The 23,599-nt window shown below is 69.5% G+C and carries 22 protein-coding genes, 3 tRNA genes and 1 other RNA gene; 15 read left to right on the top strand and 11 right to left on the bottom strand.

Annotation, left to right across the window (positions count from 1 at the left end; genetic code table 11):
* Positions 1-61 precede the first annotated feature (61 nt).
* Complete coding sequence (gene aceE / locus MWM45_RS10030) at positions 62-2,815, bottom strand: pyruvate dehydrogenase (acetyl-transferring), homodimeric type (protein WP_247826320.1); 2,754 nt, start codon at positions 2,813-2,815, stop codon at positions 62-64.
* A gap of 347 nt (positions 2,816-3,162) precedes the next feature.
* Between aceE and MWM45_RS10025 the strand changes: the two genes are divergently transcribed.
* The 5 genes from MWM45_RS10025 (at position 3,163) to MWM45_RS10005 (ending at position 6,002) form a co-directional block, all read left to right on the top strand.
* Positions 3,163-3,582, top strand: coding sequence for a DUF3052 domain-containing protein (locus tag MWM45_RS10025; RefSeq protein WP_043445737.1), 420 nt, complete (start codon positions 3,163-3,165; stop codon positions 3,580-3,582).
* A gap of 3 nt (positions 3,583-3,585) precedes the next feature.
* The gene (locus MWM45_RS10020) at positions 3,586-4,050 is read left to right on the top strand and encodes a redoxin domain-containing protein (protein WP_247826319.1); all 465 of its coding nucleotides are present in this window, start codon (positions 3,586-3,588) and stop codon (positions 4,048-4,050) included.
* A gap of 23 nt (positions 4,051-4,073) precedes the next feature.
* Complete coding sequence (locus MWM45_RS10015; protein WP_247829200.1) at positions 4,074-5,009, top strand: NAD-dependent protein deacetylase; 936 nt, start codon at positions 4,074-4,076, stop codon at positions 5,007-5,009.
* 139 nt (positions 5,010-5,148) lie between these two features.
* Positions 5,149-5,754, top strand: coding sequence for a hypothetical protein (locus MWM45_RS10010; RefSeq protein ID WP_247826318.1), 606 nt, complete (start codon positions 5,149-5,151; stop codon positions 5,752-5,754).
* A 35-nt stretch (positions 5,755-5,789) separates the two neighbouring features.
* Positions 5,790-6,002: a hypothetical protein gene (locus MWM45_RS10005; protein ID WP_156135170.1), complete on the top strand. Its 213-nt coding sequence runs from the start codon at positions 5,790-5,792 to the stop codon at positions 6,000-6,002.
* 266 nt (positions 6,003-6,268) lie between these two features.
* Here MWM45_RS10005 and MWM45_RS10000 read toward each other — a convergent pair.
* Together MWM45_RS10000 and rlmN are read right to left on the bottom strand one after the other, a co-directional pair.
* Positions 6,269-6,341: transfer RNA gene (locus MWM45_RS10000), tRNA-Val, on the bottom strand.
* Positions 6,342-6,429: 88 nt separating this feature from the next.
* On the bottom strand, positions 6,430-7,656 hold the full coding sequence (rlmN, locus tag MWM45_RS09995; RefSeq protein ID WP_247826317.1) for a dual-specificity RNA methyltransferase RlmN: 1,227 nt from the start codon (positions 7,654-7,656) through the stop codon (positions 6,430-6,432).
* Positions 7,657-7,885: 229 nt separating this feature from the next.
* Between rlmN and gndA the strand changes: the two genes are divergently transcribed.
* A complete protein-coding gene (gene gndA, locus MWM45_RS09990) occupies positions 7,886-9,322 on the top strand; it encodes an NADP-dependent phosphogluconate dehydrogenase (RefSeq protein WP_247826316.1) in 1,437 nt (478 codons plus the stop codon).
* Between the two features lie 73 nt (positions 9,323-9,395).
* On the opposite strand, the gene epsC is transcribed toward gndA, so the two are convergent.
* From epsC to msrA, 3 genes are all read right to left on the bottom strand, one after another.
* Entirely contained in the window at positions 9,396-9,983 is a 588-nt protein-coding gene (epsC, locus tag MWM45_RS09985; protein WP_043445719.1) for a serine O-acetyltransferase EpsC, read from the bottom strand.
* Between the two features lie 46 nt (positions 9,984-10,029).
* Positions 10,030-10,965, bottom strand: a complete 936-nt coding sequence (gene cysK, locus MWM45_RS09980) for a cysteine synthase A (RefSeq protein ID WP_043445716.1) — start codon at positions 10,963-10,965, stop codon at positions 10,030-10,032.
* 108 nt (positions 10,966-11,073) lie between these two features.
* On the bottom strand, positions 11,074-11,598 hold the full coding sequence (gene msrA, locus MWM45_RS09975) for a peptide-methionine (S)-S-oxide reductase MsrA (RefSeq protein ID WP_247826315.1): 525 nt from the start codon (positions 11,596-11,598) through the stop codon (positions 11,074-11,076).
* Between the two features lie 105 nt (positions 11,599-11,703).
* Here msrA and MWM45_RS09970 point away from each other — a divergent pair, with 105 nt between their 5' ends.
* The 3 genes from MWM45_RS09970 (at position 11,704) to MWM45_RS09960 (ending at position 14,398) form a co-directional block, all read left to right on the top strand.
* Positions 11,704-12,591 carry a Nif3-like dinuclear metal center hexameric protein gene (locus MWM45_RS09970; protein WP_247826314.1) on the top strand — a complete coding sequence of 296 codons (888 nt, stop codon included), beginning with the start codon at positions 11,704-11,706 and terminating at the stop codon, positions 12,589-12,591.
* Positions 12,592-12,677: 86 nt separating this feature from the next.
* A complete protein-coding gene (locus MWM45_RS09965; RefSeq protein ID WP_247826313.1) occupies positions 12,678-13,427 on the top strand; it encodes a zinc ribbon domain-containing protein in 750 nt (249 codons plus the stop codon).
* Positions 13,424-14,398 carry a reverse transcriptase-like protein gene (locus MWM45_RS09960; protein WP_336296660.1) on the top strand — a complete coding sequence of 325 codons (975 nt, stop codon included), beginning with the start codon at positions 13,424-13,426 and terminating at the stop codon, positions 14,396-14,398. Before MWM45_RS09965 ends, MWM45_RS09960 begins: the two co-directional genes overlap by 4 nt.
* 114 nt (positions 14,399-14,512) lie before the next feature.
* On the opposite strand, the gene MWM45_RS09955 is transcribed toward MWM45_RS09960, so the two are convergent.
* Positions 14,513-15,274, bottom strand: coding sequence for a YaaA family protein (locus tag MWM45_RS09955; RefSeq protein ID WP_247826312.1), 762 nt, complete (start codon positions 15,272-15,274; stop codon positions 14,513-14,515).
* Between the two features lie 80 nt (positions 15,275-15,354).
* Here MWM45_RS09955 and rnpB point away from each other — a divergent pair.
* Together rnpB and MWM45_RS09945 are read left to right on the top strand one after the other, a co-directional pair.
* Positions 15,355-15,753, top strand: an RNA gene (gene rnpB, locus MWM45_RS09950) — RNase P RNA component class A.
* Between the two features lie 565 nt (positions 15,754-16,318).
* Positions 16,319-17,611, top strand: a complete 1,293-nt coding sequence (locus MWM45_RS09945) for an MFS transporter (protein WP_247826311.1) — start codon at positions 16,319-16,321, stop codon at positions 17,609-17,611.
* Positions 17,612-17,657: 46 nt separating this feature from the next.
* Here MWM45_RS09945 and def read toward each other — a convergent pair whose 3' ends face one another.
* From def to orn, 4 genes are all read right to left on the bottom strand, one after another.
* A complete protein-coding gene (gene def, locus MWM45_RS09940) occupies positions 17,658-18,230 on the bottom strand; it encodes a peptide deformylase (RefSeq protein WP_247826310.1) in 573 nt (190 codons plus the stop codon).
* A gap of 5 nt (positions 18,231-18,235) precedes the next feature.
* Positions 18,236-19,408, bottom strand: a complete 1,173-nt coding sequence (locus MWM45_RS09935) for an acyl-CoA dehydrogenase family protein (RefSeq protein WP_247826309.1) — start codon at positions 19,406-19,408, stop codon at positions 18,236-18,238.
* A 152-nt stretch (positions 19,409-19,560) separates the two neighbouring features.
* A tRNA-His gene (locus MWM45_RS09930) sits at positions 19,561-19,633 on the bottom strand.
* Between the two features lie 127 nt (positions 19,634-19,760).
* The gene (gene orn, locus MWM45_RS09925; RefSeq protein WP_247826308.1) at positions 19,761-20,363 is read right to left on the bottom strand and encodes an oligoribonuclease; all 603 of its coding nucleotides are present in this window, start codon (positions 20,361-20,363) and stop codon (positions 19,761-19,763) included.
* A gap of 293 nt (positions 20,364-20,656) precedes the next feature.
* Here orn and mptB point away from each other — a divergent pair, with 293 nt between their 5' ends.
* From mptB to ssb, 4 genes are all read left to right on the top strand, one after another.
* A complete protein-coding gene (gene mptB, locus MWM45_RS09920; protein WP_247826307.1) occupies positions 20,657-22,177 on the top strand; it encodes a polyprenol phosphomannose-dependent alpha 1,6 mannosyltransferase MptB in 1,521 nt (506 codons plus the stop codon).
* A gap of 48 nt (positions 22,178-22,225) precedes the next feature.
* Positions 22,226-22,645, top strand: coding sequence for a DUF3224 domain-containing protein (locus MWM45_RS09915; RefSeq protein ID WP_247826306.1), 420 nt, complete (start codon positions 22,226-22,228; stop codon positions 22,643-22,645).
* 71 nt (positions 22,646-22,716) lie between these two features.
* A tRNA-Arg gene (locus MWM45_RS09910) sits at positions 22,717-22,789 on the top strand.
* 202 nt (positions 22,790-22,991) lie between these two features.
* Positions 22,992-23,585 (top strand): single-stranded DNA-binding protein, encoded by a 594-nt coding sequence (gene ssb, locus MWM45_RS09905; protein WP_247826305.1) that lies wholly within the window; start codon positions 22,992-22,994, stop codon positions 23,583-23,585.
* The last annotated feature ends 14 nt before the right edge of the window (positions 23,586-23,599 follow it).

Raw genomic sequence — 23,599 nt, 5'->3', positions numbered from 1 at the left:
AGGGCGACGGCGGAAGCAGAGTGATCTGCTCCCGCCGTCGCCCCCTCAGGGGACGCCGGGCCTAGGCCTCGCCGCCCGTGTTGCCCGTGGTTCCGGCGTTCACGTCGAGCAGGCGGTACCTCTCGATCGCCTCCTTCGGCGCGTTGGCGTCGACCTCGCCGCGGCGGGCGAGCATCTCGAGCGCCCGGACGACGACGGAGTGGCTGTCGATCTTGAAGTACCGGCGTGCCGCCGCGCGGGTGTCCGAGAAGCCGAAGCCATCGGCTCCGAGGGTCGCGAACTCGTTCGGCAGGAACTGGCGGATCTGGTCGGGGACGGCCTTCATGAAGTCGGAGACTGCGACGATCGGCCCGGTGGCCCCCTCGAGCTGCTGGGTGACGAACGGCTTGCGTGCATCGGCGCCGGGGTTGAGGAAGGCCTCCTCCTCCGCGTCGAGACCGTCGCGGCGCAGTTCGTTCCAGGAGGTCACGGACCAGACGTCGGCCGAGACGCCCCACTCGTCGGCGAGGATCTTCTGCGCCTCGAGGGCCCACGGGACGGCGACGCCGGAGGCGAGGAGCTGGGTCCTCGGTCCGTCGACCTTCGCGGGCTTCAGGAGGTAGATGCCCTTGAGCAGGCCCTCGACGTCCAGTTCCTCCGGCTCGGCGGGCTGCTGGAACGGCTCGTTGTACACCGTGATGTAGTACATGACGTTCCGGAAGGATTCCGGCTTGTCGCCGATGTCCCCGTACATCCGGTGGAGGCCGTCGCGGACGATGTGCCCGATCTCGTAGCCGAACGCCGGGTCGTAGGTGATCACGGCGGGGTTCGTCGAGGCGAGGATCGGGGAGTGGCCGTCCGCGTGCTGCAGGCCCTCACCGGTCAGTGTGGTGCGTCCGGCGGTGGCTCCGATGATGAAGCCCCGCGCCATCTGGTCCGCGGCGGCCCAGATGGAGTCGCCCGTGCGCTGGAAGCCGAACATCGAGTAGAAGACGTAGATCGGGATCAGCGGCTCACCCTGGGTGGCGTAGGCGGTGCCGGCGGCCGTGAAGGCTGCCATGGACCCCGCCTCGTTGATGCCCGCGTGGAGGATCTGGCCCTCCACGGACTCCTTGTAGGCGAGGACGAGGTCGCGGTCCACGGACAGGTAGTTCTGGCCCTTGGGGTTGTAGATCTTGGCCGTCGGGAAGAACGAGTCCATGCCGAAGGTGCGGGCCTCGTCGGGGATGATCGGCGTGATGCGCTTGCCGAACTCCTTGTCGCGCATGAGGTCCTTCAGGATGCGCACGAACGCCATGGTGGTGGCGGCCATCTGCTTCCCGGAGCCCTTCTTGGCCGTCTCGTACGCCTTGTCGCCGGGCAGCACCACGTCGGTGTGCTTGGTCCGGCGCTCGGGGACGAAGCCGCCGAGCTCACGCCGGCGCTCGAGCATGTACTTGATCTCGGGGGCGTCGGCGCCCGGGTGGTAGTACGGCGCGTTGTAGAGGTCGTCGTCGATCTGCTCGTCGGTGACGGGGATCCGCAGGTGGTCGCGGAACGCCTTCAGGTCGGCGTTGGTGAGCTTCTTCATCTGGTGGGTCGCGTTGCGGCCCTCGAAGTGCGGGCCCAGGCCGTAGCCCTTGACCGTCTTCGCCAGGATGACCGTCGGCTTGCCCTTGAACTCGGTGGCGGCCTTGTACGCCGCGTACACCTTGCGGTAGTCGTGGCCGCCACGCTTGAGGTTCCAGATCTCGGCGTCGGTGAGGTCCTCGACCATGGCCTTCGTCTCGGGCGACTTGCCGAAGAAATGGTCACGGACGAAGCCGCCGGACTCGGCCTTGTAGGTCTGGTAGTCGCCGTCGGGCGTCTGGTTCATGATGTCGACCAGGGCGCCGCCGTGGTCCTTGGCGAGCAGCGAGTCCCACTCACGGCCCCAGACCACCTTGATGACGTTCCAGCCCGCGCCGCGGAAGAAGGCCTCGAGCTCCTGCATGATCTTGCCGTTGCCGCGCACCGGCCCGTCCAGGCGCTGCAGGTTGCAGTTGATCACGAAGTTGAGGTTGTCCAGGTTCTCGTTCGCGGCGAGCTGGAGCAGGCCGCGCGATTCGGGCTCGTCCATCTCGCCGTCGCCGAGGAACGCCCAGACCTGCTGCTCGGAGGTGTCCTTGAGGCCGCGGTTGTGCAGGTAGCGGTTCGACTGCGCCTGGTAGATGGCGTTCATGGGGCCGATGCCCATCGACACGGTCGGGAATTCCCAGAAGTGCGGCATCAGGCGGGGGTGCGGGTAGGAGGAGAGGGCATGGCCCTCCTTCGACTTCTCCTGGCGGAACCCGTCGAGGTCCTCCTCGGTGATGCGTCCCTCGAGGTAGGCGCGCGCATACATGCCGGGGGAGGCGTGTCCCTGGAAGAAGATCTGGTCGCCGCCGCCCGGGTGGTCCTTGCCCCTGAAGAAGTGGTTGAAGCCGACCTCGTACAGGGTCGCCGCACCGGCGTACGTCGAGATGTGACCGCCGACGCCGATCTCCGGGCGCTGCGCCCGGTGCACCATGACGGCCGCGTTCCAGCGCAGCCAGGCGCGGTACTTGCGCTCGATCTCCTCGTCGCCCGGGAACTCCGCTTCCTGGTCCGCCGGGATGGTGTTGACGTAGTCGGTCGTCGTGACCATCGGCACGCCCACGGACTGGGCGCCGGCCCGCTGGAGGAGCGAACGCATGATGTACTGCGCGCGTTCGGTGCCCTGGACGCGGATCAGCTCGTCGAGGGATTCGATCCACTCGGCAGTCTCCTCGGGATCCCCGTCGGGCTTGCCGACGGTCAGACCGCTCAGAATATCCGCCGTACCTTGTTCTGCAGCCACGTGATGTCTCTCCACTTCCACAGATTATGTCTGTGTCGCTTAATGCCTGCGCACGGCTCGTTGGCCCGCGCAGAGATGTATGCCCGGCGTATGCACCCAGGCCATATGGTGCTTCACTCTATCGTCGCCGTGCGCCCGATGCGTAGCGGGAGGCGGGCCGCAGGGCAGATTACGCCGAGGGCGTGTGCGGGGGCGTCCCCGCCGGAGATCCGGCCGTACGCGTCGACGCCGTACCCGAAATCCGTCCGCTGGCTTGATGCTTGGCGCATAAAGGTGTTGGCTGGTAGGCATGCACATCTATAGCAGGATCCGTCGGGCGACAGTCCCGTCTTTCCAGGAGGAGACAAGTGAGCGAGGCTGAAGCCGCCACCGCGGTCGACGTGGCAGGCAAGTTGGGTTTCAAGCAGGGGGACCTCGTTCAGGAACTCGGGTACGACGACGACGTCGACTTCGACTTCCGCGAAAACCTCGAGGACGGCATCGGGTCCGAACTGCTCACGGAGGACGACCAGGACGTCGTCGACGGCGTTCTTCTCTGGTGGCGGACCGGTGACGGCGACCTCGTGGACGCCCTCGTGGACGCCCTGACCTCCCTCGGCGGGAACGGGGTCGTCTGGCTCCTCACGCCGAAGTCGGGCCGGCCCGGATACGTGCCGCCCGCCGATATCCAGGAAGCCGCGCCGACGGCAGGACTGCACTCCACGTCCTCCGCCGGGGTGTCCAAGGAATGGGCCGCCACCCGGCTCGTCAACCGCCGGAAGCAGTAGGACGTGCCCCTCGACGTCGGGTCGGTGGCACCCGGGTTCGCCCTGGCGAACCAGTTCGGCGAGACGGTGACCCGGGAGTCCCTGGTCGGCGGCTCCGTGGTCGTCTTCTTCCCCTTCGCGTTCTCCCGCGTCTGCACCGACGAACTCGGTCAGCTCCGTGACAATCTGGAGATGTTCGACGCCGCCGGCGTCACGCTCGTGGCGGTCTCCGTGGACCACAAGTACACGCTGCGTGCCTTCGCCGACGCGAACGACATCTCCTTCGACCTCCTGGCCGACTTCTGGCCGCACGGCGCGATCACGCGCGCCTACGGTGCGTTCGACGAGGAGCAGGGCTATGCCGAGCGCATCAGCTACGTGCTCGACGGCGCGGGCGTGGTCCGCGCCGTCGTGTCCTCGGCCCACGGGCAGGGCCGACCGATCGCCGACTACGCCCACGCGCTGAGCTCGGTCGAAGCGGCCCTGTGACCGTTCCGGGCGGCGGCATGCGGATGCGTGACGACCTGCCCGGACCGGAGTCCAACCCGGGTCTCGGGCTGACCGGCTTCGTCCGTGAGCCTCCGGCGCCCGTCCTCCCGGTCCTGGAGCCGGCCGACCGTGAGCTCCTCGACGGGGCCGTCGCCCTGCTCGGCGGGCTGCGGCTGGCCGTGCTGACCGGCGCCGGGCTGAGTACCGACTCCGGCATCCCGGACTACCGCGGTCCGCAGTCCGTGCCGCGCAATCCGATGACCTACCAGCAGTTCGTCGGCGACGAGGCCCTGCGCCGCCGCTACTGGGCGCGGAACCACCTGGGGTGGCGGCACCTCCGCCGGGCGGACCCCAACGCGGGGCACACCGCCGTCGCACGGCTGGAGCAGCGGGGCCTGCTGTCCGGCCTCATCACGCAGAACGTCGACCGGCTCCATTCGTCGGCCGGAAGCGTCAACGTCATCGACCTGCACGGGACGTTCGACCGCGTGGTGTGCCTGCAGTGCGCCTCGTCCTTCCCGCGGTCCCGGATCGCGGAGATCCTCGAGGCGCTGAATCCCGGCTATCTCGAGCGGCAGTCCGACGCCGGGGACATCGCCCCCGATGCCGACGCCGACGTGGACGACACCGGCGACTTCGTGATGGCCCCGTGCCCGGTGTGCGAAGGCATGCTCAAGCCCGACTTCGTGTACTTCGGCGAGAACGTGCCCAAGGCCCGGGTGGCCGACGCGTACGCCATGGTCGACGACGCCGCCGCGCTGCTGGTCGCCGGGTCCTCACTGACCGTGATGAGTGGACTGCGCTTCGTCCGCCACGCGGTGAAGGGGGGCAAGCCCGTGGTGATCATCAACCGCGGATGGACGCGCGGCGACGAGTTCGCCTCGCTCAAGATCGAGGTGGGCGTCTCCGAGGCCCTCACCTACCTGGCCGGCCGGCTCCCGGACCTGGCGCTGCCGTAGGCACTGCACCGTAGCGTGCAGGTAGTGAACACCGTGGCGTGCACGTAGTCAACTTTCCGTCCGAGTAGTGACTTCGGTGTCGGCGACGTCCGCGCGCCCGTAGCGTCGTCCCATCAGGTCTCTCGAGCAGGGTGGAACAATGCAGCACACAACACGGTCTCTTCTGGTAGCTTTCGGATCCGCGGCGGTGCTCGTCGCAGCACCCCTGGTGCTCGATACGCAGGTACTCGATACGCAGGGCCGGACGGCCGCGGACGAGGCCGTAGCCGTCCCCAGCGCTGCGATCGCCCCGCCGACGTCCGCCCCACTCCTCCTGGCACCGTCGGACGATCCCTCCGCTGCAAGCGGGTCCCCGGCGGGTGCGGCCGACCCGGCGTCGACGACGGCGCCGGGTCCGGTTCCGCCTCCGCCCGCGGGCGGGCGGGCCGCCGATCCGGCAGCGGAGCTCCTCCCCGGGGAGCCCTCCCCGCAGTGCCCGATCACGGAGGAGGGCGCCTGGTGGACGGATCCTGCCGATCCCTCCACCTGCCAGCGCCCCGGGTCCAGGCCCTTCTTCGAGCCCACGCCTCCCGGCATCGCGCCCGAACTCCTGCAGCCGATCTTCGAGGAACCACCGACGCCGGGCGCCGGCGACGACTGCCGGATCACCGGGGCGCTGCAGTGCGTCGTCGAGATCATGGGCCAGGACTACGTGGTGACCTTCTCCGACGGCGTGCCGGTGGGCGTCGCGGAAGCGCGGGGCTAGGAACGCGCGAGGGGGCGGGCGCTAGAGTGGACGGCGTGCGTGGACAGTGGCAGTGGAATCGGAGGACGGCGATCCTCGTTGTGGGCGCGAGCATGCTGGCGCTCTGTATCGCCGCCCGCAGGCTGGGACTCGGCGTCGACGACGACGGCGGGCCGGCACTGTGGCTCGCCCTGCTCTTCGTGGTCGGCGCGTCCCTGGTGCTCGTCGTCCTGGCCGGAAGGCTGATCGCCGTTCTGAAGGACCGCTGACCGGGCGCTGGGACGGAAGCGCACCGGACTACCTGTTTGTTCGGTGGACAGGTCGAGTAGCGGCCCCCCGGGTGGCGCACGGGCCGAGCTATTACTGTCGATGCATGAGCTATACAGAGCACCGGTGCCAGTGTTGCGGAGAGGTCTGCGAAACCCTCTTCTGCGCGGAATGCCAGGCCCACGCACGAGCGGCCGCACACTGACCGCAGTCGTGGACGGGAACGCAGAAGGAGCCCCGCAGGTGCGGGGCTCCTTCCGTCTCTCGGTGGGTCCTACCGGGATCGAACCGATGACATCCACGGTGTAAACGTGGCGCTCTACCAGCTGAGCTAAAGACCCTCGTCCCGTGACACCGGGCCCGGTCCGGGCGGCATCACGAGGGTCGACTATACCGGCTCGCGGATCGTCGACGCCAATCCGGGCGCGCCTACTCCTCGGCGGCGAGCTGGCCGCACGCGCCGTCGATCTCCTTGCCGCGGGTGTCGCGCAGTGTGGTCGGGATCCCGGCATCGCGCAGCCGGTTGATGAATTCGGTGGACACGCTCTTCTCGGAGGCCGTCCAGATGGATCCCGGCGTGGGGTTGAGCGGGATCGGATTGACGTGCACCCAGCCGCGCCCGCGCTGGTTGAGCTTCTTCGCCAGCAGGTCCGCACGCCACGGGTGGTCGTTCATGTCCTTGATGAGCGCGTACTCGATGCTGACACGGCGCCCGGTGACCCGGTAGTAGTTGTAGGCAGCGTCGAGCGCCTCGTCGACCTTCCAGCGCGTGTTGACCGGGATCAACTCGTCGCGGAGCTCGTCGTCGGGCGCGTGGAGGGACAGCGCGAAGGTGACTGGCAGCGACTCCGCGGCGAGCTTGTTGATGGCAGGCACCAGGCCCACGGTGGACACCGTGATGTTGCGTGCGGACATGCCGAGGCCCTCGGGGGAGTCGTCCACGAAGCGGTGGAGGGCACCCATGACGCGCTTGTAGTTGGCCAGCGGCTCACCCATGCCCATGAAGACGATGTTGGTGACGCGGTCGGCGTCGTGCCCGCCGTCCGTGCGCAGGTCACCGAGGGCTCCCTCGGCGAGGGCACGGTTCGCGGCGACCACCTGGTCGACGATCTCCGCCGTCGACATGTTGCGCGTCAGGCCCGCCTGGCCGGTCGCACAGAACGGGCAGTTCATGCCGCAGCCGGCCTGCGAGGACACGCAGAGCGTCACCCGGCCCGGGTAGCGCATCAGCACCGATTCCACGAGGGCACCGTCGAAGAGGCGCCAGAGGAACTTGATGGTGTCGCCGTTGTCCGTGGTGAGTCGCTTCACCTCGGTGAGCAGCGGCGGGAACATAGCCGTGACCAGTTCCTCGCGCCCGGCCTTCGGCAGGTCGCTCATCGCCGCGGGGTCGGTGGTGTAGTGCGAGAAGTAATGCGTGGACAGCTGCTTGGCGCGGAAGCCCTGGTGTCCCAGTTCCTTCAGCCGCTCCTGCCGTTCCGGCAGGGTCAGGTCCGCCAGGTGCACCGGCGGCTGGCTGACCCGGGGGGATTTGAACTGCAGCAGCGGCCTGCCGTCGCTGGATACGATCGGCGCGGCGCCCTCCACCTCGGGTCGCACCTGGGGGCGCGAGGAGGCAGGGGCAAGGGCAGTGGGGGTAACGGTAACGTCGGACATCCCTATCATTCTTTCACGGATGGCACCAGCGTCCCAGTCGGGTGCGTTGTGGACGGCAGGCGGGAACCGCCGACCGGGCGACACATAAGGGTGCCGGCGTCCGCGGGTGTGGCGGCGCGCCGCGTGGCGGTAATAGTGTGAAAGCGACCGGAGGCACCGCGCGGGAACGCGCCCGGAGCTCCGGCACATGCAGCGCGTTGCATGCAGGTGACCAACAACGGAGAACACATTGAGCGCACAGATCGGCGTCACAGGCCTGGCAGTCATGGGAGCCAACCTCGCCCGCAACCTGGCCCGCAACGGCTACACCGTGGCCGTGCACAACAGATCCAACGAGAAGACGGACGCCCTGCTGGAGAAGCATGGCGGGGACGGCGAGTTCATCCGCACGGAGACCATGCAGGAACTCGTCGACGCGCTGGAGAAGCCCCGCCGGGTGCTCATCATGGTGAAGGCCGGCAGGCCGGTGGACTCCGTGATCGACCAGCTGGTGCCCCTGCTGGAGCCCGGCGACATCGTGATCGACGGCGGCAACTCCCACTACGAGGACACGCGGCGCCGTGAAGCGGCCCTGTCCGCGCACGACCTGCACTTCGTCGGCGTCGGCGTGTCCGGCGGCGAGGAAGGCGCGCTCCTCGGCCCGTCCATCATGCCCGGCGGATCCCGCGAGGCCTACGACTCGCTGGGTCCCATGCTCGAGAAGATCTCCGCCAAGTACAACGGGGAGCCCTGCTGCCGGTGGATCGGCACGGACGGTGCCGGCCACTTCGTGAAGATGGTGCACAACGGCATCGAGTACGCGGACATGCAGGTCATCGGGGAGGCCTTCGACCTCCTGCGCTCCGGCGCCGGCATCGAGCCGGCCGACCAGGCGAAGATCTTCACCGACTGGAACACCGGGACGCTGTCCTCGTTCCTCATCGAGATCACCGCCGAGGTGCTCGGCCATACGGATGCGCGGACCGGGAAGCCGTTCGTCGACGTCGTCGTGGATGCCGCCGGGCAGAAGGGGACCGGGCGGTGGACCGTCGTGTCCGCACTGGCGCTGGGCAGCCCGACGTCGGGCATCGCCGAGTCCGTCTTCGCACGCGCCCTGTCCTCCCAGACGGAGCAGCGCGTGCTGGCCCAGGACATCCTGCAGGGCCATGAGGGCACCGTGGAGCTGCCCGAGACCTTCGTGGAGGACGTCCGGCTCGCGCTGTACGCCTCGAAGCTCGTGAGCTACGCGCAGGGCATCGACATGCTGACGGCCGCGGCCAAGGAGTACGGCTGGGACCTCAGGCTCGACGAGATCGCGTCCCTGTGGCGGGCCGGCTGCATCATCCGCGCCGAGCTGCTCGACGACATCATGAAGGCGTACGCCGGCGGCGACCGCCCGGCCAACCTGCTGCTGGCCCCCGCGTTCGCCGAATCGATCGCCGGCGCCGTGCCGGCCTGGCGCCGCGTGGTCGCCACCGCCGTCCAGCTGGGCATCCCCGTGCCGGTGTTCTCGGCGTCGCTGGCCTACTACGACGGCCTGCGCCGCCCGCGCCTGCCGGCCGCCCTGACGCAGGGCCTGCGCGACCTCTTCGGCGCTCACACCTACAACCGGGTGGACGGCGAGGGCACCTTCCACACCATGTGGGGCGAGGACAAGTCCGAGATCGAGGCCGTCGACACCCACTGACCGGCCTGCACCCCGCACCACGACGGAAGCCCCGGACCTCGGTCCGGGGCTTCCGTCGTATGAAGGGTCGGCGTCAGATGTAGATCGCCGGGTCCACGTACTCCGCGGGGTCGACGGCCGGCTGTGTCTCCCGGCGCGAGTCCCGGTGGCGGAACGTCGCCGGGATCCCGGTGATGATCGAGTCCGGGGGCGTGTCCTTGACCACGACGGCGTTCGCGCCGACCGCGCTGCCGGCACCGATGGTGATGGGCCCGAGCACCTTGGCGCCCGCGCCGATCGTCACGCGGTCCCCGATGGTGGGATGGCGTTTGACCCTCTCCAGCGAGCGTCCGCCCAGCGTGACGCCCTGGTACAGCATGACGTCGTCGCCGATCTCCGCGGTGCTCCCGATCACGACCCCCATCCCGTGGTCGATGAAGAACCGGCGGCCGATGGTGGCGGCGGGGTGGATCTCCACGCCGGTGAGGGCACGCGCCAGCTGGGCCAGCGCGCGGGCGGGGAACCGCAGCCTCTCGTCGCGCCACATCCGGTGGGTCAGGCGGTGCACCCAGATGGCGTGCAGCCCCGAGTACACCACCGTGGTCTCGAACGGGCCACGCGCAGCCGGATCGTGGGTGCGCGCGGTCTCGAGGTCCTCACGCAGTCGTTCTAGAAAACTCACCGGGTACCTTCTCGTGGAATGGTCGGGGACGGACGTCGCGGCGGGATCAGCCGCGGATGTCGTCGAAGAGGATCGTGGAGATGTAGCGCTCGCCGAAATCGCACACCACGGCCACGATGAGTTTACCGGCGTTCTCGGGGCGCTTCGCGAGTTCGAGCGCCGCCCAGACGATGGCCCCCGACGAGATGCCGCCGAGGATGCCCTCCTGGGTGCCGAGCGCGCGGGCCACCCGCACCGAGTCCTCCACCGTGGCGTCCATCACTTCGTCGTAGATCTCGCGGTCGAGGTTCTCCGGGACGAAGTTGGCGCCGAGGCCCTGGATCTTGTGCGGGCCGGGAGCGCCGCCGTTGAGGATGGGGGAGTCGGCGGGCTCGACGACGACGATCTGCACGCCGGGCTTGCGTTCCTTGAGGACCTGGCCCACGCCGGTGATCGTCCCGCCGGTACCGACGCCGGCCACGAAGATGTCCACCTCGCCGTCGGTGTCCTCCCAGATCTCCTCCGCGGTGGTGGTGCGGTGGATCTCGGGGTTCGCCGCATTCGCGAACTGCTGCGCCCAGATGGCGTTCTCGGTCGTCGCGACGATCTCCTTGGCGCGGTCCACGGCGCCCCGCATGCCCTCGGAGCCGGGGGTGAGGACGATCTCGGCGCCGTAGGCCCGGAGCATGACGCGCCGCTCGGTGGACATGGTCTCCGGCATGGTCAGCACCACCTTGTACCCGCGGGCCGCGCCCACCATCGCCAGGGCGATCCCGGTGTTGCCGGAGGTGCCCTCCACGATCGTGCCGCCGGGCCGCAGGGCGCCGGCCTTCTCGGCGGCGTCGATGATGGCGACGCCGATGCGGTCCTTGACGCTGTTGGCCGGGTTGTAGAACTCGAGCTTGACGGCGACCTGCGCCTCGAGCCCCTCGGTCAGCCGGTTGAGGCGGACGAGGGGGGTACGCCCGACCAGTTGGGTGACGTCGTCGTAGATCTTTGCCATGGGGAGCCTGCCTTTTCGGGGGTCGGGGGTGCGGGGAGTCGTCGTGGGTGGGGCGCGGGCCCGCCCCGGGGCGACGGCGGTCAGCCTAACGGCCGGGCGCCGGCGCTCCTACGCGGCCAGCCACTGGGCGTAATACTTCCGCGCCTTCGCGAGCTTCGGGTTGATGATGACCTGGCAGTAGCCCTGCTCGGGATGCTTGGCGTAGAAGTCCTGGTGCCAGTCCTCGGCGACGTGGAAGCGGGGGAGCCGGCTGACCTCCGTGACGATGGGATTTTTCCAGTTCTCCTGGTTGCGGCGGATCGCGTCCTCGAAGAGTTCCTTCTGCTCCGTGTCCTGGTGGTACATCACGCTGCGGTACTGGGTGCCGACGTCGTAGCCCTGCCGGTTCAGCGTGGTGGGGTCGTGGGACACGAAGAACATGTCCAGGATGACGTCCTCGGGGACGACCTCCTCGTCGAAGGTCACCGCCACCACCTCGGCGTGCCCGGTGATCCCGGAGCAGACGCTGTCGTAGTCCGGGTTCCTCGTGTGACCACCGGTGTAGCCGGAGACGACCTCCGTCACGCCACGGGTCTTCTGGTAGACGGCATCGAGGCACCAGAAGCAGCCCCCTCCAAGCACAAAAGTCTTCATGACTGTGTCAATGCGCGCCACGCGCCGATGATTCCCGCGCCCGTTCCGCCGTCGGTGGACGGCGCGGACTTGGCGGGCCCGTCGGCGGCGGGTATTACTGGTGTCATGGACCACAACGAGCACGACGACGTCACGGCCGGCCGTGAGACGACGACGGCTCCGACCGTCGGCGACGTGCTCCTCGCCATCGAGGAGCTGTGGCCCGAGAGCCTCGCCGAGGACTGGGACAAGGTGGGGCTGGTGGCCGGCCGGTCCGGGAAACGGGCGGACAGGATCCTGTTCACCGTGGACCCCACCGCGGCCGTCCTCGACGAGGCGCTCGACTGGGGCGCGACGATGATCGTGTCCCACCACCCCCTGCTCCTCAAGCCCGTCTCCTCCGTCGCCGCGTCGAGCTTCAAGGGGGAGGCCGTCCATCGGCTCATCGAGGCAGGCTGCGCCCTGGTCACGGTCCACACCAACGGGGACAGCGCGGTCGGGGGAGTGTCCGACGTCCTGGCGGACGCCCTCGGCCTGCAGGACGTGCAGCCGCTCGCCCGGGCGGCGGCCGGACTGCCCGAGGAGGGCATCGGGCGGGTCGGGGACCTCGGGGCGCCGATGACGCTCGGCGACTTCGCGGAAGTGGTGTTCTCCATCCTCCCCGCCGTCGCGGGCGGCGTGCGCGTCGCCGGCGACAAGGACGCACCGGTGCGCAGGATCGCCGTCTGCGGCGGTGCCGGCGATTCCCTCTTCGACAGCGTCCGGTCGAGCCGGGCCGACGTCTATGTGACCGCGGACCTGCGGCACCACCCGGCGTCCGAGGTCAGGGAGGCAGCGGCCGGTGCCGCGCCGTACCTGATCGACGTCTCGCACTTCGGCAGCGAGTGGCTGTGGCTGACGCCCGCCGCCGAGGCCCTCGCCACCGTCCTCACCGATCAGGGCTTCACCACGGACATCCGGGTGAGCGGGGTCAACACCGACCCCTGGGACTTCGTCCTCACGCCCGGTCACTGACCGCCGCCCCGGGCGTCGTGGCCTAGGCTGGGACGACGCCCACGCCGGCTCGTCGTGCCCCATCCGTCCCATCCTGGAGGTTTATCGTGGCCAAGGCTGCACCCGAGGAACAACTCCGCCTGCTCGACCTGCAGGCCCTCGATTCGACCCTCAACAAGCTCTCCCGCCAGGCCGCCGCCGCGCGCAGCAATCCCGAGATCGGGATCGTCGCCGGCCGGGTGGCGGACGTGGACGGCGAACTCGTCCGCGCGACCACGGAACTCGGGGACCTGCAGCGCGAACTGACCCGCGCGGAGGACGAGGTCCAGTCCGTCGTCAACCGCCTCGAACGCGACGAGAAGCGGCTCAACAGCGGAACCGGGACCTCGAAGGACCTGACCGCCCTGCAGCACGAGGTCGCGACCCTCACGAAGCGGCGGTCGGACCTCGAGGACGTCGAACTCGACGTCATGGAGCGGGTGGACACGGCACGGGCCGCGCAGGCCGAGGTGCAGGGGCGCACGAACGGCGTCCGCGCGGAACTCAAGGCCCTCGAGGACGCCCGGGACGCCGAGCTGGCCGCCATCGATGCGCAGCGCGCGCAGGTGCAGGCGCAGCGGGACGAGCTCGCCGCCACCTTCGACGCGCCGCTCCTGACCATCTACGACCGGATCCTCGCCCGTCGCAGTGTGGGCGCGGCACGCCTCTTCCACGGGAAGTCCGAGGGATCGGGCATGCAGCTGAGCCCCGGCGACCTCGCCGACATCTCAGCCGCCGCGCCCGACGACGTCGTCCTCTGCCCCGACTCCGGCTGCATCCTCGTCCGCTCGAGCGACTGGGGAAACCAGCAGCCGTGACGGATCAGCAGTTGTTCGACCCCTATGCCCAGGACCAGGACGAGGACCAGGACCGCGCGCAGCAGGACCTGCCCGCACGGCTGGTCGTCGAGGCTGACGGCGGATCACGCGGCAACCCGGGGCACGCCGGCTACGGCGCCCTCGTGCGCGATCCCGACACGGGCCGCATCCTCGTGGAGAAGGCCGCCTACATCGGCAAGGCCTCCAACAACGTCGCCGAGTACTCCGGACTCGTGTCCGGGCTCGAGCTCGCCCGCGAGATCAACCCGCAGGCCGCCGTGCACGTGAAGATGGACTCCAAGCTCGTCGTCGAGCAGATGTCCGGGCGGTGGCAGATCAAGCACGCCGACATGCGCGTCCTGGCGGCCAGGGCGCGGAAGGTCCTCGATCCGCGCCGTGTGACCTACGAGTGGATCCCGCGCGAGCGGAACAAGGACGCCGACCGGCTGTCCAACGAGGCGATGGACGCCGGCATGGCGGGCGTCGACTGGAAGCCCCGCGCCGCCGCTGCGGCGCCGTCGACCGCGTCGCCGAGTGCTCCCGTGACCGCACGCGAGGCTCCCGCGCAGGAAGCGCCCCGCCGCGTGGGCCGGCTGCACCATGTCGAGGTGTGGACGAAGGATCTTCCTGCGGCGGACGCCAGCCTGGGCTGGCTCCTCGAGCGGCTCGGGTTCCCCCGCAGGGAGTCGTGGAAGAACGGCGCGAGCTTCGGTTCCGAGGAGTTCTACGTGGTCCTGGAGAGCGGACCGGACGTCGCCGCCGGCGGCCACGACCGCCGTCGTCCCGGGGTGAACCACCTCGCGTTCCGCGCCGGCTCGCGCGCCGACGTCGACCTCCTGGTCCGGCGCGCGGCCAGCCACGGCTGGTCGCTGCTGTTCGCCGACCGCCACCCGTTCGCGGGCGGCCCCGAGCACTACGCCGCGTACCTCGAGAACGCCGAGGGGTTCGAAGTGGAGCTCGTCGCCGACTGACCGTCGGCCCTCCTCGCGCGCGCCGTCGCGCCCGCCCACCGACTGCCCTGACCTGATGGGCATCCACCGGGATGCCCGCCGAGTTACGGCCGAATCGGTGGCCCGAAGCACCCGTCAGTCGAGCACGATGTTCAGCTGCGCGGGCTTCCGCCCGGTGGCCGGCTCGAGCTCGGCCGTCCATTTCTCGCGGGCGGCCCCGAGCAGGGCGTCCGGCGTCGCGGGTGCTCCGCCGCGGCGCGTGATCAGGTGCCGGGCGAGCTCGCCCCGCGTGTGCTTCGCGAAGTGCGAGACGACCGTCCGCTTCCCGTTCCGGACCTGGAACACGCTGACGGCGGCGCTCTGCCGCGGCGGTGAGGCCCAGGCCGCCGCGTAGGTGCTCGACCGGCAGTCGACGATCAGGCCGTCATCCGCGTGGTGCGCCAGGGGAGCCGCGAGGTGCTTCCTCCAGTAGGTCGCGAGGCGCCCCGTGCCCGGGAGGTCCACCGACATCGACAGGCGGTACGCCGGGATCCTGTCGCCGAACCCCACGGCCCCCCACAGGGCGGACACGACGACGCACTGATCCCGCGCCTTGCGGCGCTGCACGGCGGTCATGCCGGCGTAGTCGAGGGCGTCGTACAGGACCCCCGAGTAGATGTCGTGGGCGGGGGCGGCGGGTGCCACGTCCAGCACCAGGTTCCGTGCCACGTCCTCGGCGAGGGACGCCCCGACGCCGAGGACCGCATGGGCGTCGTCGGCGGCACTGGCGGTCCTGAGGGCGTGGAGCACGGCCCGGCGCGCGTCGTTGAGCTCGGGGAAGTGGAGATCGTCGAGGTGGAGCGGGGCACCCGTACGGGCTGCGGACTTGCCTTCGGACGGGGGGAGCAGGATCAGCACCGATCCACTGTATCCAACCCGGACCGGCCACCCGTGCGCGGCAGCCGGCGGCGTCCCGGTCACCTAGAATAGTCACCGGATGGGTCGACCAGGCGGCCGCGTTGGACGGTGCGAGAGCATCCGCTCCACCGAGGAACGTCCGGGCTCCGCAGGGCAGGGTGGTGGGTAACGCCCACTCGGGGTAACCCGCAGGCCAGTGCCACAGAAAAGAGACCGCTCCCGCCGCAGGCTTCGGCCGGCGCGGGCAGTAAGGGTGAAAAGGCGGTGTAAGAGACCACCAGCGTGCCGGGTGACCGGCACGGCTCGGTAAACCCCACCCGGAGCAAGGCCAGACAGTGCGCGTTCGAGGGCTGCCCGCCCGAGTGCACGGGTAGGCCGCTGGAGGGCGTCGGCAACGGCGTCCGTAGATGGATGGTCGCTACTCGCGGGCCGGCGACGGCGCGCGATGACAGAACCCGGCGTATCGGTCGACCCATCCCTCGACCTCCCCCCGGCAGGACAGCCGACGGCAGCCGGGACCGGATGAGCTGCTCCCTCGATCCGCACCCCGTGCGAGGTCTCCGGCGCGTCACACGTTGTCGCGGGCCCCCGCTCGTCCTACTGTGTGAACACCGCTGCGGGTCTCATACGCAAGCGCTGCGGTATGAACGGGTCGGCCTGCTGCTGGGGCTTCGGGGCCGGCCCGTTCGCCTCGACCCGGCCGCGCGATCGCGGGCATGAAACGGTCCCCCGTACCCGGTCTCAAGAGGTAGGGGGACCGTCCGGCGTCTATAGCCGCCTCGGGAGTTCGTCGACCGCGATACTGCTGGGGGAACGATCGCGGGACGCACTCCCTGCTCCATGGTGCTCTTCCACCGACCGCCCTGCAATCGCAGGGGTCGCGCTAAGCCAAGGGAGAAATCGGGAACAACGGTCCGACATTTCCGTTGCCGAGGCGAATGATTATCGGTCGTGGCCGCGAACCCGTCAAGACTCGACGAACCGCTGCCGAAAACCGGCCGCGGCGGCCCGATCGTCGGGGGCGCTCTGGCTTAGGGTGATCGGATGAGCACCGGGGGCACTGCCGAACGACACCTGTTCGTGCGCAACAGGAACTTCCGCGCACTCATGGTCTCCAGTACGTTCGGCGTGCTCGGCAACGCCGTCGCGGCGGTGGCGCTGCCCGTCATCGCCGCGGTGGAACTCGATGCCAGCAACTTCGAGGTCGCAGCCCTCGCCGGCATGACCTTCCTGCCCTGGCTCCTCTGCGGACTGCTCATCGGCGTATGGGTCGATCGGCTGCCGCGTAAGCCGGTGATGCTCGCGTCCCTCGCCGTCCGCGTCGTGGTCCTCGCCCTCCTGCCCGTCGGCTACTGGTTCGGGTTCCTCAGCACTCCCTTGCTGTTCGCCGCCGCATTCATCGCGGGCGTGGCCGGCGTCTTCTTCCAGCTCGCGGACGCCGCCCTGGTGCAGCAGGCCGTCACCGCGGACGAACTCATGGAGGGCAACGGCCTGATCACGGGCTCCGGTGCCGCCGCGGACGCAGCAGGACGCTCCGCAGGGGGATGGCTCACCGGGGCCGTCGGCGCCTCGAACACGCTGATCGTGCAGGTGACGACGTCGGTCATCGCGCTGGTGGCCATCCAGCGCCTGGACGTCAGGGAGATCGTCCGCCCGCGGAGCGACCACCGGATCGTCCGGGAGATGTGGGAGGGGCTGCGTTACACCTTCAGCACCGCCCCGCTGCGCGCGCTCCTCCTCAACGCCGCGCTCTGGAACCTCGGCGGCAACATCTCCGCGTCACTGCTCGTGCTGCTGGTGCTGAGGACCCTCGGGGAATCGGAGCTGTGGCTCGGCCTGCTGCTGGCCGCATCCTCCATCGGGGGAGCTGTCGGCGGGGTCACGGCCAACTCCCTGGGTGAGCGCTTCGGCTCCGGGCCGCTGTGGCGCTGGTCCATGGTGCCCGGGGTGCTCGGCTACGCCTCCCTGCTGATCCTCTCGCCCGGGGCCGGTATGCTCTGGGGGCTCCTGGGCATGTTCGTGATGGGCGCGAGTGTCTCCTGGAACATCGTCGTCGGTACGAGCTTCCGCCAGCGCGTCTGCCCGCCGGACATGATGGGCCGTCTCGGCGCCGCGTCGCGCACGGTGAGCTGGGGCATGCTCGCGCTCGCAAGCCTGCTGGCCGGAATCCTCGCGGAGACCGTCGGCATCCGCGAGGCCGTCCTCATCGGCGTCCTCATCGCGTGCACCGCTCCATTGGTGGCCCTGCTGGGACCCCTCCGGGGCGTGAAGCGGCTGGAGGACCTCGTCGAGGCCCCGGCGGCCGCAGCGCAGGTCCAGGTCACGAGGAACACCTGACACCGGAGCACCTGACACCGGAGCCCCCGGCTCCGGCGCGATCCGGCTAGTGCCCGAACGGGTCCGGGTCCACTCCGGGCATCCAGGTGAGCCCGGGCACGCCCCAGCCGTTGTTCTTCATCGCCTTGCTCGCCTTGCGTCCCTGGCGGTTGTTGAGGCGATCCACGTAGAGCCTGCCGTCGAGGTGGTCGTACTCGTGCTGCATGCAGCGGGCGAACCACCCCGTGGCCTCGAACTCGACGGGCACGCCGTCACCGTCGAACCCTGACACCCGTGCCCAGTCGGCCCGCTTGAGGGGGAAGGACTCACCGGGGACGGACAGGCAGCCCTCCGCCTCGTCCTCCGGGTCGGGGTCGGACCCGGGGACCTTCGAGGTCACGAGCGTCGGGTTGACGAGGACACCGCGCGGCGTGACGTCGTCGTCGTTCTCCATCCCGTAGACGAACAGGCGCAACCCCACGCCGATCTGCGGTGCGGCGAGGCCCACCCCGTTGGCGACGTCCATCGTCTCGAACATGTCGGCGATGAGGGTGCGCAGCGCGTCGTCGAACGCCTCGACGGGGAGGGCCCGCCGGTGCAGGACGGGCTCGCCGGCGATCGTGATGGGGTGGACGGTCATGGAACCTACCTGTTCTGGGTGGGGCGGTCGGCGATCGACCGGCCGATGGACTCGCGCATGATCTCGCTGGTCCCGCCGAAGATCGTCAGCAGCCGCGCGGCGAGGAAGGCCTGCGAGACCGGGTATTCGAGGATGTAGCCGTAGCCGCCGTGCAGCTGGAGGCAGCGGTCCGTGACGGACTTCGCCCGTTCACTGGCCCACAGCTTGGCCTGGGCGGCGTCCGTGGGGGTCAGCGTGCCCGCGTTGAAGGCCAGCACTGCCTGGTCGACGAAGGTCTCCGTCACCCGGACCTCGGTGAGGATGTCGGCGAGCACATGGCGGGTGTTCTGGAAGTCGAGCACGCGCTCGCCGAACGCGCTGCGCTCGGTCACGTACCGCAGGGTCTGCTCGTAGGTCGCCCGCGCGAGCGCGGCGGAGGCGACGGCGATGCCGAGGCGGCCCTGCGGGATCTGCTCGAGGCTGTAGCGCAGGCCCTGGCCCACCTCGCCCACGAGGTCGGCGCCGGGCACGCGGACGTTGTCGAAGAAGAGTTCGGCGGTGTCGGACGCGCGGAGGCCCATCTTGTCCAGCTGGCGGCCGGGCGCGTAGCCCTCGCCCTTGCGCACCATGAATAGGGAGAACGCGTCGCTCGAGCCCCGGCCCGAGCTGCCGTCGGTGCGCGCGAGCACGAGGGATGCGTCCCCGCTGATCCCGTTGCCGATGAACACCTTCTGGCCGGTGATCAGCCAGTCGTCGCCGTCGCGCACGGCCCTGGTCCGGATGCCGCGGAGATCGCTCCCGGCTCCCGGCTCGGTCCAGGCGCAGGACGTGACGATCTCACCCGAGACCATGCCCGGCAGCCACCGCTCCTTGAGGTCGTCCGAGCCGTAGGTGAGCAGGTGCGGCAGCACGAGGTCGTCCTGCAGGTGGAAGGCGAGCCCGACGGCGAGGTGGTTGCTCCGGGCGAACTCCTCGTCCAGCACCGTCCGGAACCGGTAGTCCGGCATGCCTGCGCCGCCGAACTCCTCGGGGACGGCGAGCCCCAGCAGTCCCTGCTCGCCCGCCGCGGTCCAGACCGAGCGGTCCATCAGGTGCTGTCGGTCCCAATCGGCGTAGTGGGGAGCGACGGCGCGGTCGTTGAACTCGCGGGCGACATCGCGGAAGAGCTCGTGATCTTCTTCGAACACAGTGCGTTCCATGACGTGGGTCCTTCGGATGCTCGCAGCCCGTGAAGGCGCAGGCCGGGCGGCCGTTCTCCAGGGCTTGGGCTTGATGGGGCCTGAATGACGTATGCCGCCCCGGATGATCTCCGGGACGGCATACGTGGCCAGGAACATTCCTGACGACTGAGGGTGAGTAACGGGGCTTGAACCCGCGACCTCCTGGACCACAACCAGGCGCTCTGCCAGCTGAGCTATACCCACCATGTGTCTCCGCGGTGCATCCCGGTGGCGACTGGCCGGCCGGGCTGTCCGTGGAAGGCAGCGGATCCAAGTTTACACACTTTTCGGTGTGGTCCTGACAACGGCGGGAGGCCGCCGCCCGAGTCCGTCAGGACGCGATCGTGCGCGCGATGTCCTTGCTCGTGGCGGAGTCGGGACCGGGGGAGGGCACGAAGACCGCCGACCGGTAGTACCGCAGTTCCCGGATCGAATCCTCGATGTCCCCCAGGGCCCGGTGGCCCCCCGTCTTCGCGGGGGACTGGAAGTAGGCGCGGGTGTACCAGCGGCGCGCCAGTTCCTTGATGGTCGAGACGTCGATGACGCGGTAGTGCAGGTGGTCGACGACGAGCGGCATGTCGCGGACGAGGAAGTTGCGGTCCGTGCCCACGGAGTTGCCTGCCAGCTGGGCCTTGCGGGGTTCCGGCACCCATTTCCTGATGTACTCGAGGACCTGCTGCTCGGCGTCCTCCATGGTGATGCCGTCGTCGAGCTCCTCCAGCAGGCCCGACGTCGTGTGCATGGTGCGCACGAAGTCGCCCATCTGGGCGACGGCCTCGGGCGTGGGCTTGATCACCACGTCCACCCCGTCGCCGAGGACGTTGAGCTCGGAATCCGTCACGAGGACGGCGACCTCGATCAGGGCGTCGTTGACGAGGTCCAGTCCCGTCATCTCGCAGTCGATCCAGACGATGGGGTCATTCGATATCGGCATTCGACCAATGTACCGCCCGGTACCCCCGCTTCCGCGCCCGCCGCCGCGCGCCCGACCCGCAGGCCGGAGCACGATCGGGGCGCGCGCCGACGGCGGCGCCTGCCGGGGCGCTCTCCGCGCCCGATGCTAATATTCGAACAGTTCGCTCAGGGTTGCGGGGAGATCTGGGAAACCCTGCCGCTTCCGGTAAGGGCACCGCTCGCGGGTCGCCCGCCGTCGGTCGTCACCGGCCGACGGCCCGAGGGCAGGGCGTTCGACGCCGACTCATGCTTGCCGACGATTGGATTTCCCCGATGTCCTCCCAGGTCCCGCTCTCCGACGTCGAAACGCGGCGGGGGCCGAACCGACCGAACGTCGCCATCGCGCAGGGGTTCGTCGGATCCCTCCTCATGTGGATGGGGTCGCTCGGCGTCGGCTGGCTCTCGCTGGCGTCGGCGGAACTCAGGCGCACCCCGATCATCATCTGGCTCCGGTTCGAGCCGGCCGGCGCCGTGCTCTCCGTGCTCCTCCTCGCACTCGGCGGGATGCTCCTCGTCCGGTCGTGGCTACGGCTGGGCCAGCGGCTGAACGGCTGGTCGGACGACACGAGGCCGTACGTGATGAAGGCCATCATCGCGTGGACCATCCCGCTCGCCGCGGCGCTGCCGCTCTTCAGCCGCGACGTCTTCGCCTACATCGCCCAGGGCCAGGTCATGGTGGCCGGGCTCAACCCCTATGTCGACGGGTACTCGCAGATCTCGAACTACCTGCAGATCGGTGCCGACGACCTCTGGGCGCAGAGCCCCACGCCCTACGGGCCCGTCTTCCTCTGGATCGAGGAGGGCATCGTCAGGATCACGGGCGGACACCCCGACACCTCCATCATCCTGTTCCGGGTCGTCGCACTCGTGGGCGTGGCCCTGTGCGTGTACGTCATCCCCAAGCTCGCGGCCCTCCATTCCATCAACGCGAACCGCGCCCTGTGGCTGACCGCCGCGAATCCGCTGTTCCTCATCAACTTCGTGGCGGCCATCCACAACGATGCGCTCATGATCGGCCTTGCCCTCGCCGGCCTGTACCTGGCGGCGACGAAGAGGCCCCTCCTCGGGATCCTCCTGATCACGCTCTCGGTCGGCATCAAGCCGATCACCCTGATCTTCCTGCCCTTCGTCGGCCTGATGTGGGCGGGCAGGGGAGCGTCCTGGCCGCGGCGGTTCCTCTACTGGTTCCTCACCGCGGGCATGTCGCTCGGGATCCTCTGGGTCATGGGGCTGGTGAACACCTTCGGGTTCGGCTGGGTGGGTGCCCTCAGCACCCCGGGCAGCGTCTGGATCTGGTATGCACCCGTCGGCTTCATCGGGCTCGTCATCGCCACGCTCGGGGACGCCGTCGGCCTGCCCGGATGGGACCTCGCCGGCGGGTTCCACACCCTCGCCCGGGTGGCCTCGCTCGTCATCATCGCGCTGCAGGTCTTCCGCGGCGACCACAGCCGTCTCGTCCACCGCCTGGCCATCGCCTTCGCGGCCATCGTGGTGCTGGCGCCGATGATCCAGTCCTGGTACGTGGTCTGGCTGATCCCGCTCTTCGCGGTCACCGGCATCCGCGACGACTGGCAGGTGAAGTTCCTGTACTTCACGGTCGCCTTCTTCATGGTCTACGCCATCACGGACCAGCTCGACATCTTCCCGTACTTCGACTTCAGCCTCATGATGGCGCGGCAGATCGCGGCGGTCATCGCGCTCGGATTCGCGCTCTACCTCGTGTTCGTGGATCGCAGCACGAAGGTCCTGTTCCTCCGGCGTTATCGGCCCGCGGCGCCCGGAGTGATGCACTGAGAACAGGCTGGGCATGCGATACCCGCCCTGAACCGCGATACTGAACAGATGATTGACACAGGAACGACGACGTACAACGGCGAGTTCGAGATCACCAGCTGGGATGCCGAGCCCTACGCGGAGCCGGGCAGCACGGGCGAGCTCTCCCGCGTGCGGGCCTCGAAGGTGTTCGAAGGCGAGATCAGCGGGACCAGCACGGCGGAACTGCTGATGGCGGGGAACGACGTCGGCGCCGGCTACGTCGCGTCCGAACAGTTCGTCGGGACCATCGGGGACCGGACGGGTGCGATGACCGTCCAGCACTGGGGTGTCGCCGAGGGGGCGGACGCCGCGAGTTCGGGGCACATCATCCCGGGCTCCGGCACGGAGGGTCTCCGCGGCATCGCGGGCAAGGCCGTCTACTCCCAGGACCCGGACGGGCAGCACCGCCTGGAACTGAGGGTGAGCTTCCCCGCCGTGAGCCAATAGGCGTGTGCCCACGGGCCCCTGGGACCGTGGTCGGGCCCCCCACCGGACCGCCATAGTAAACTGGCGTGACTGCCTCCGTAGCTCAGGGGATAGAGCAGGGGCCTTCTAATCCTCTGGTCGCAGGTTCGAATCCTGCCGGGGGCACAGCATCAGGGCCGGACGCCGAGGCGTCCGGCCCTTTGCTTTGCCTGCCCGCGCTCCTGCCTGTGCTCCTATCCCGCGCAGGGCGACTCGGGGTGGTTGTCAACATACGCCCGCTCGCCCCGGCGCGGGTGGTCCTCCGCACGAAGACTTGGTCGAGGCCGGCATCGAACGCCGACCCCCGGGATCTACGGAAGGACAGATCATGACCGACATCATCACCGTGCGGGGCTATGTCGCCACGGACGTGCGGCTCACCTCGGCGCAGAGCGGACTGGCCGTCGCCGGCTTCCGCATGTGCTCCACCGACCGCCGCTTCGACAGGGAGACGAATGCCTGGGTGGACGGGCACACGAACTGGTACTCGGTGTCCATGTTCCGCCAGCTCGCCACCAATGCGGGGGCAAGCCTGAAGAAGGGCGACCGCGTGATCGTCACCGGGCGGCTCAGGGTGCGTCCGTGGATCAACGCGGACGGCCGGACGGGAACATCCGTGGACATCGACGCGGACACCGCCGGACACGACCTCATGTGGGGCACCGCGAACTTCAAGCGCACCACGGCCGACCGCAGCGAGGCCCAGCAGGGTGCCGGATCGGAGGACGCGGCCGGCGGCATCCACCCCGCCGGGGACGATCTTCCCGCCGGGGTGGATGCCGCCACGGGAGAGGTGTTCGGGGGAGCATCGGGTTTCGATGCGGACCCGGGCGACGACGAGGGTGCGGGCGACCCCCTGCCGACAGGGGAGGCGGGCGGCGACCACGAGGACGCCCGTCAGGAGGAGACCGTCCCGTTCTAGGCGCAGCCGGTGGC

Origin of the sequence: Arthrobacter antioxidans (genome assembly GCF_023100725.1) — a bacterium.
GTDB classification, from domain to species: Bacteria; Actinomycetota; Actinomycetes; order Actinomycetales; family Micrococcaceae; genus Arthrobacter_D; species Arthrobacter_D antioxidans.
Note: the sequence above shows the minus strand (reverse complement) of the source record. Positions and strands in the feature narration are given on the sequence as shown.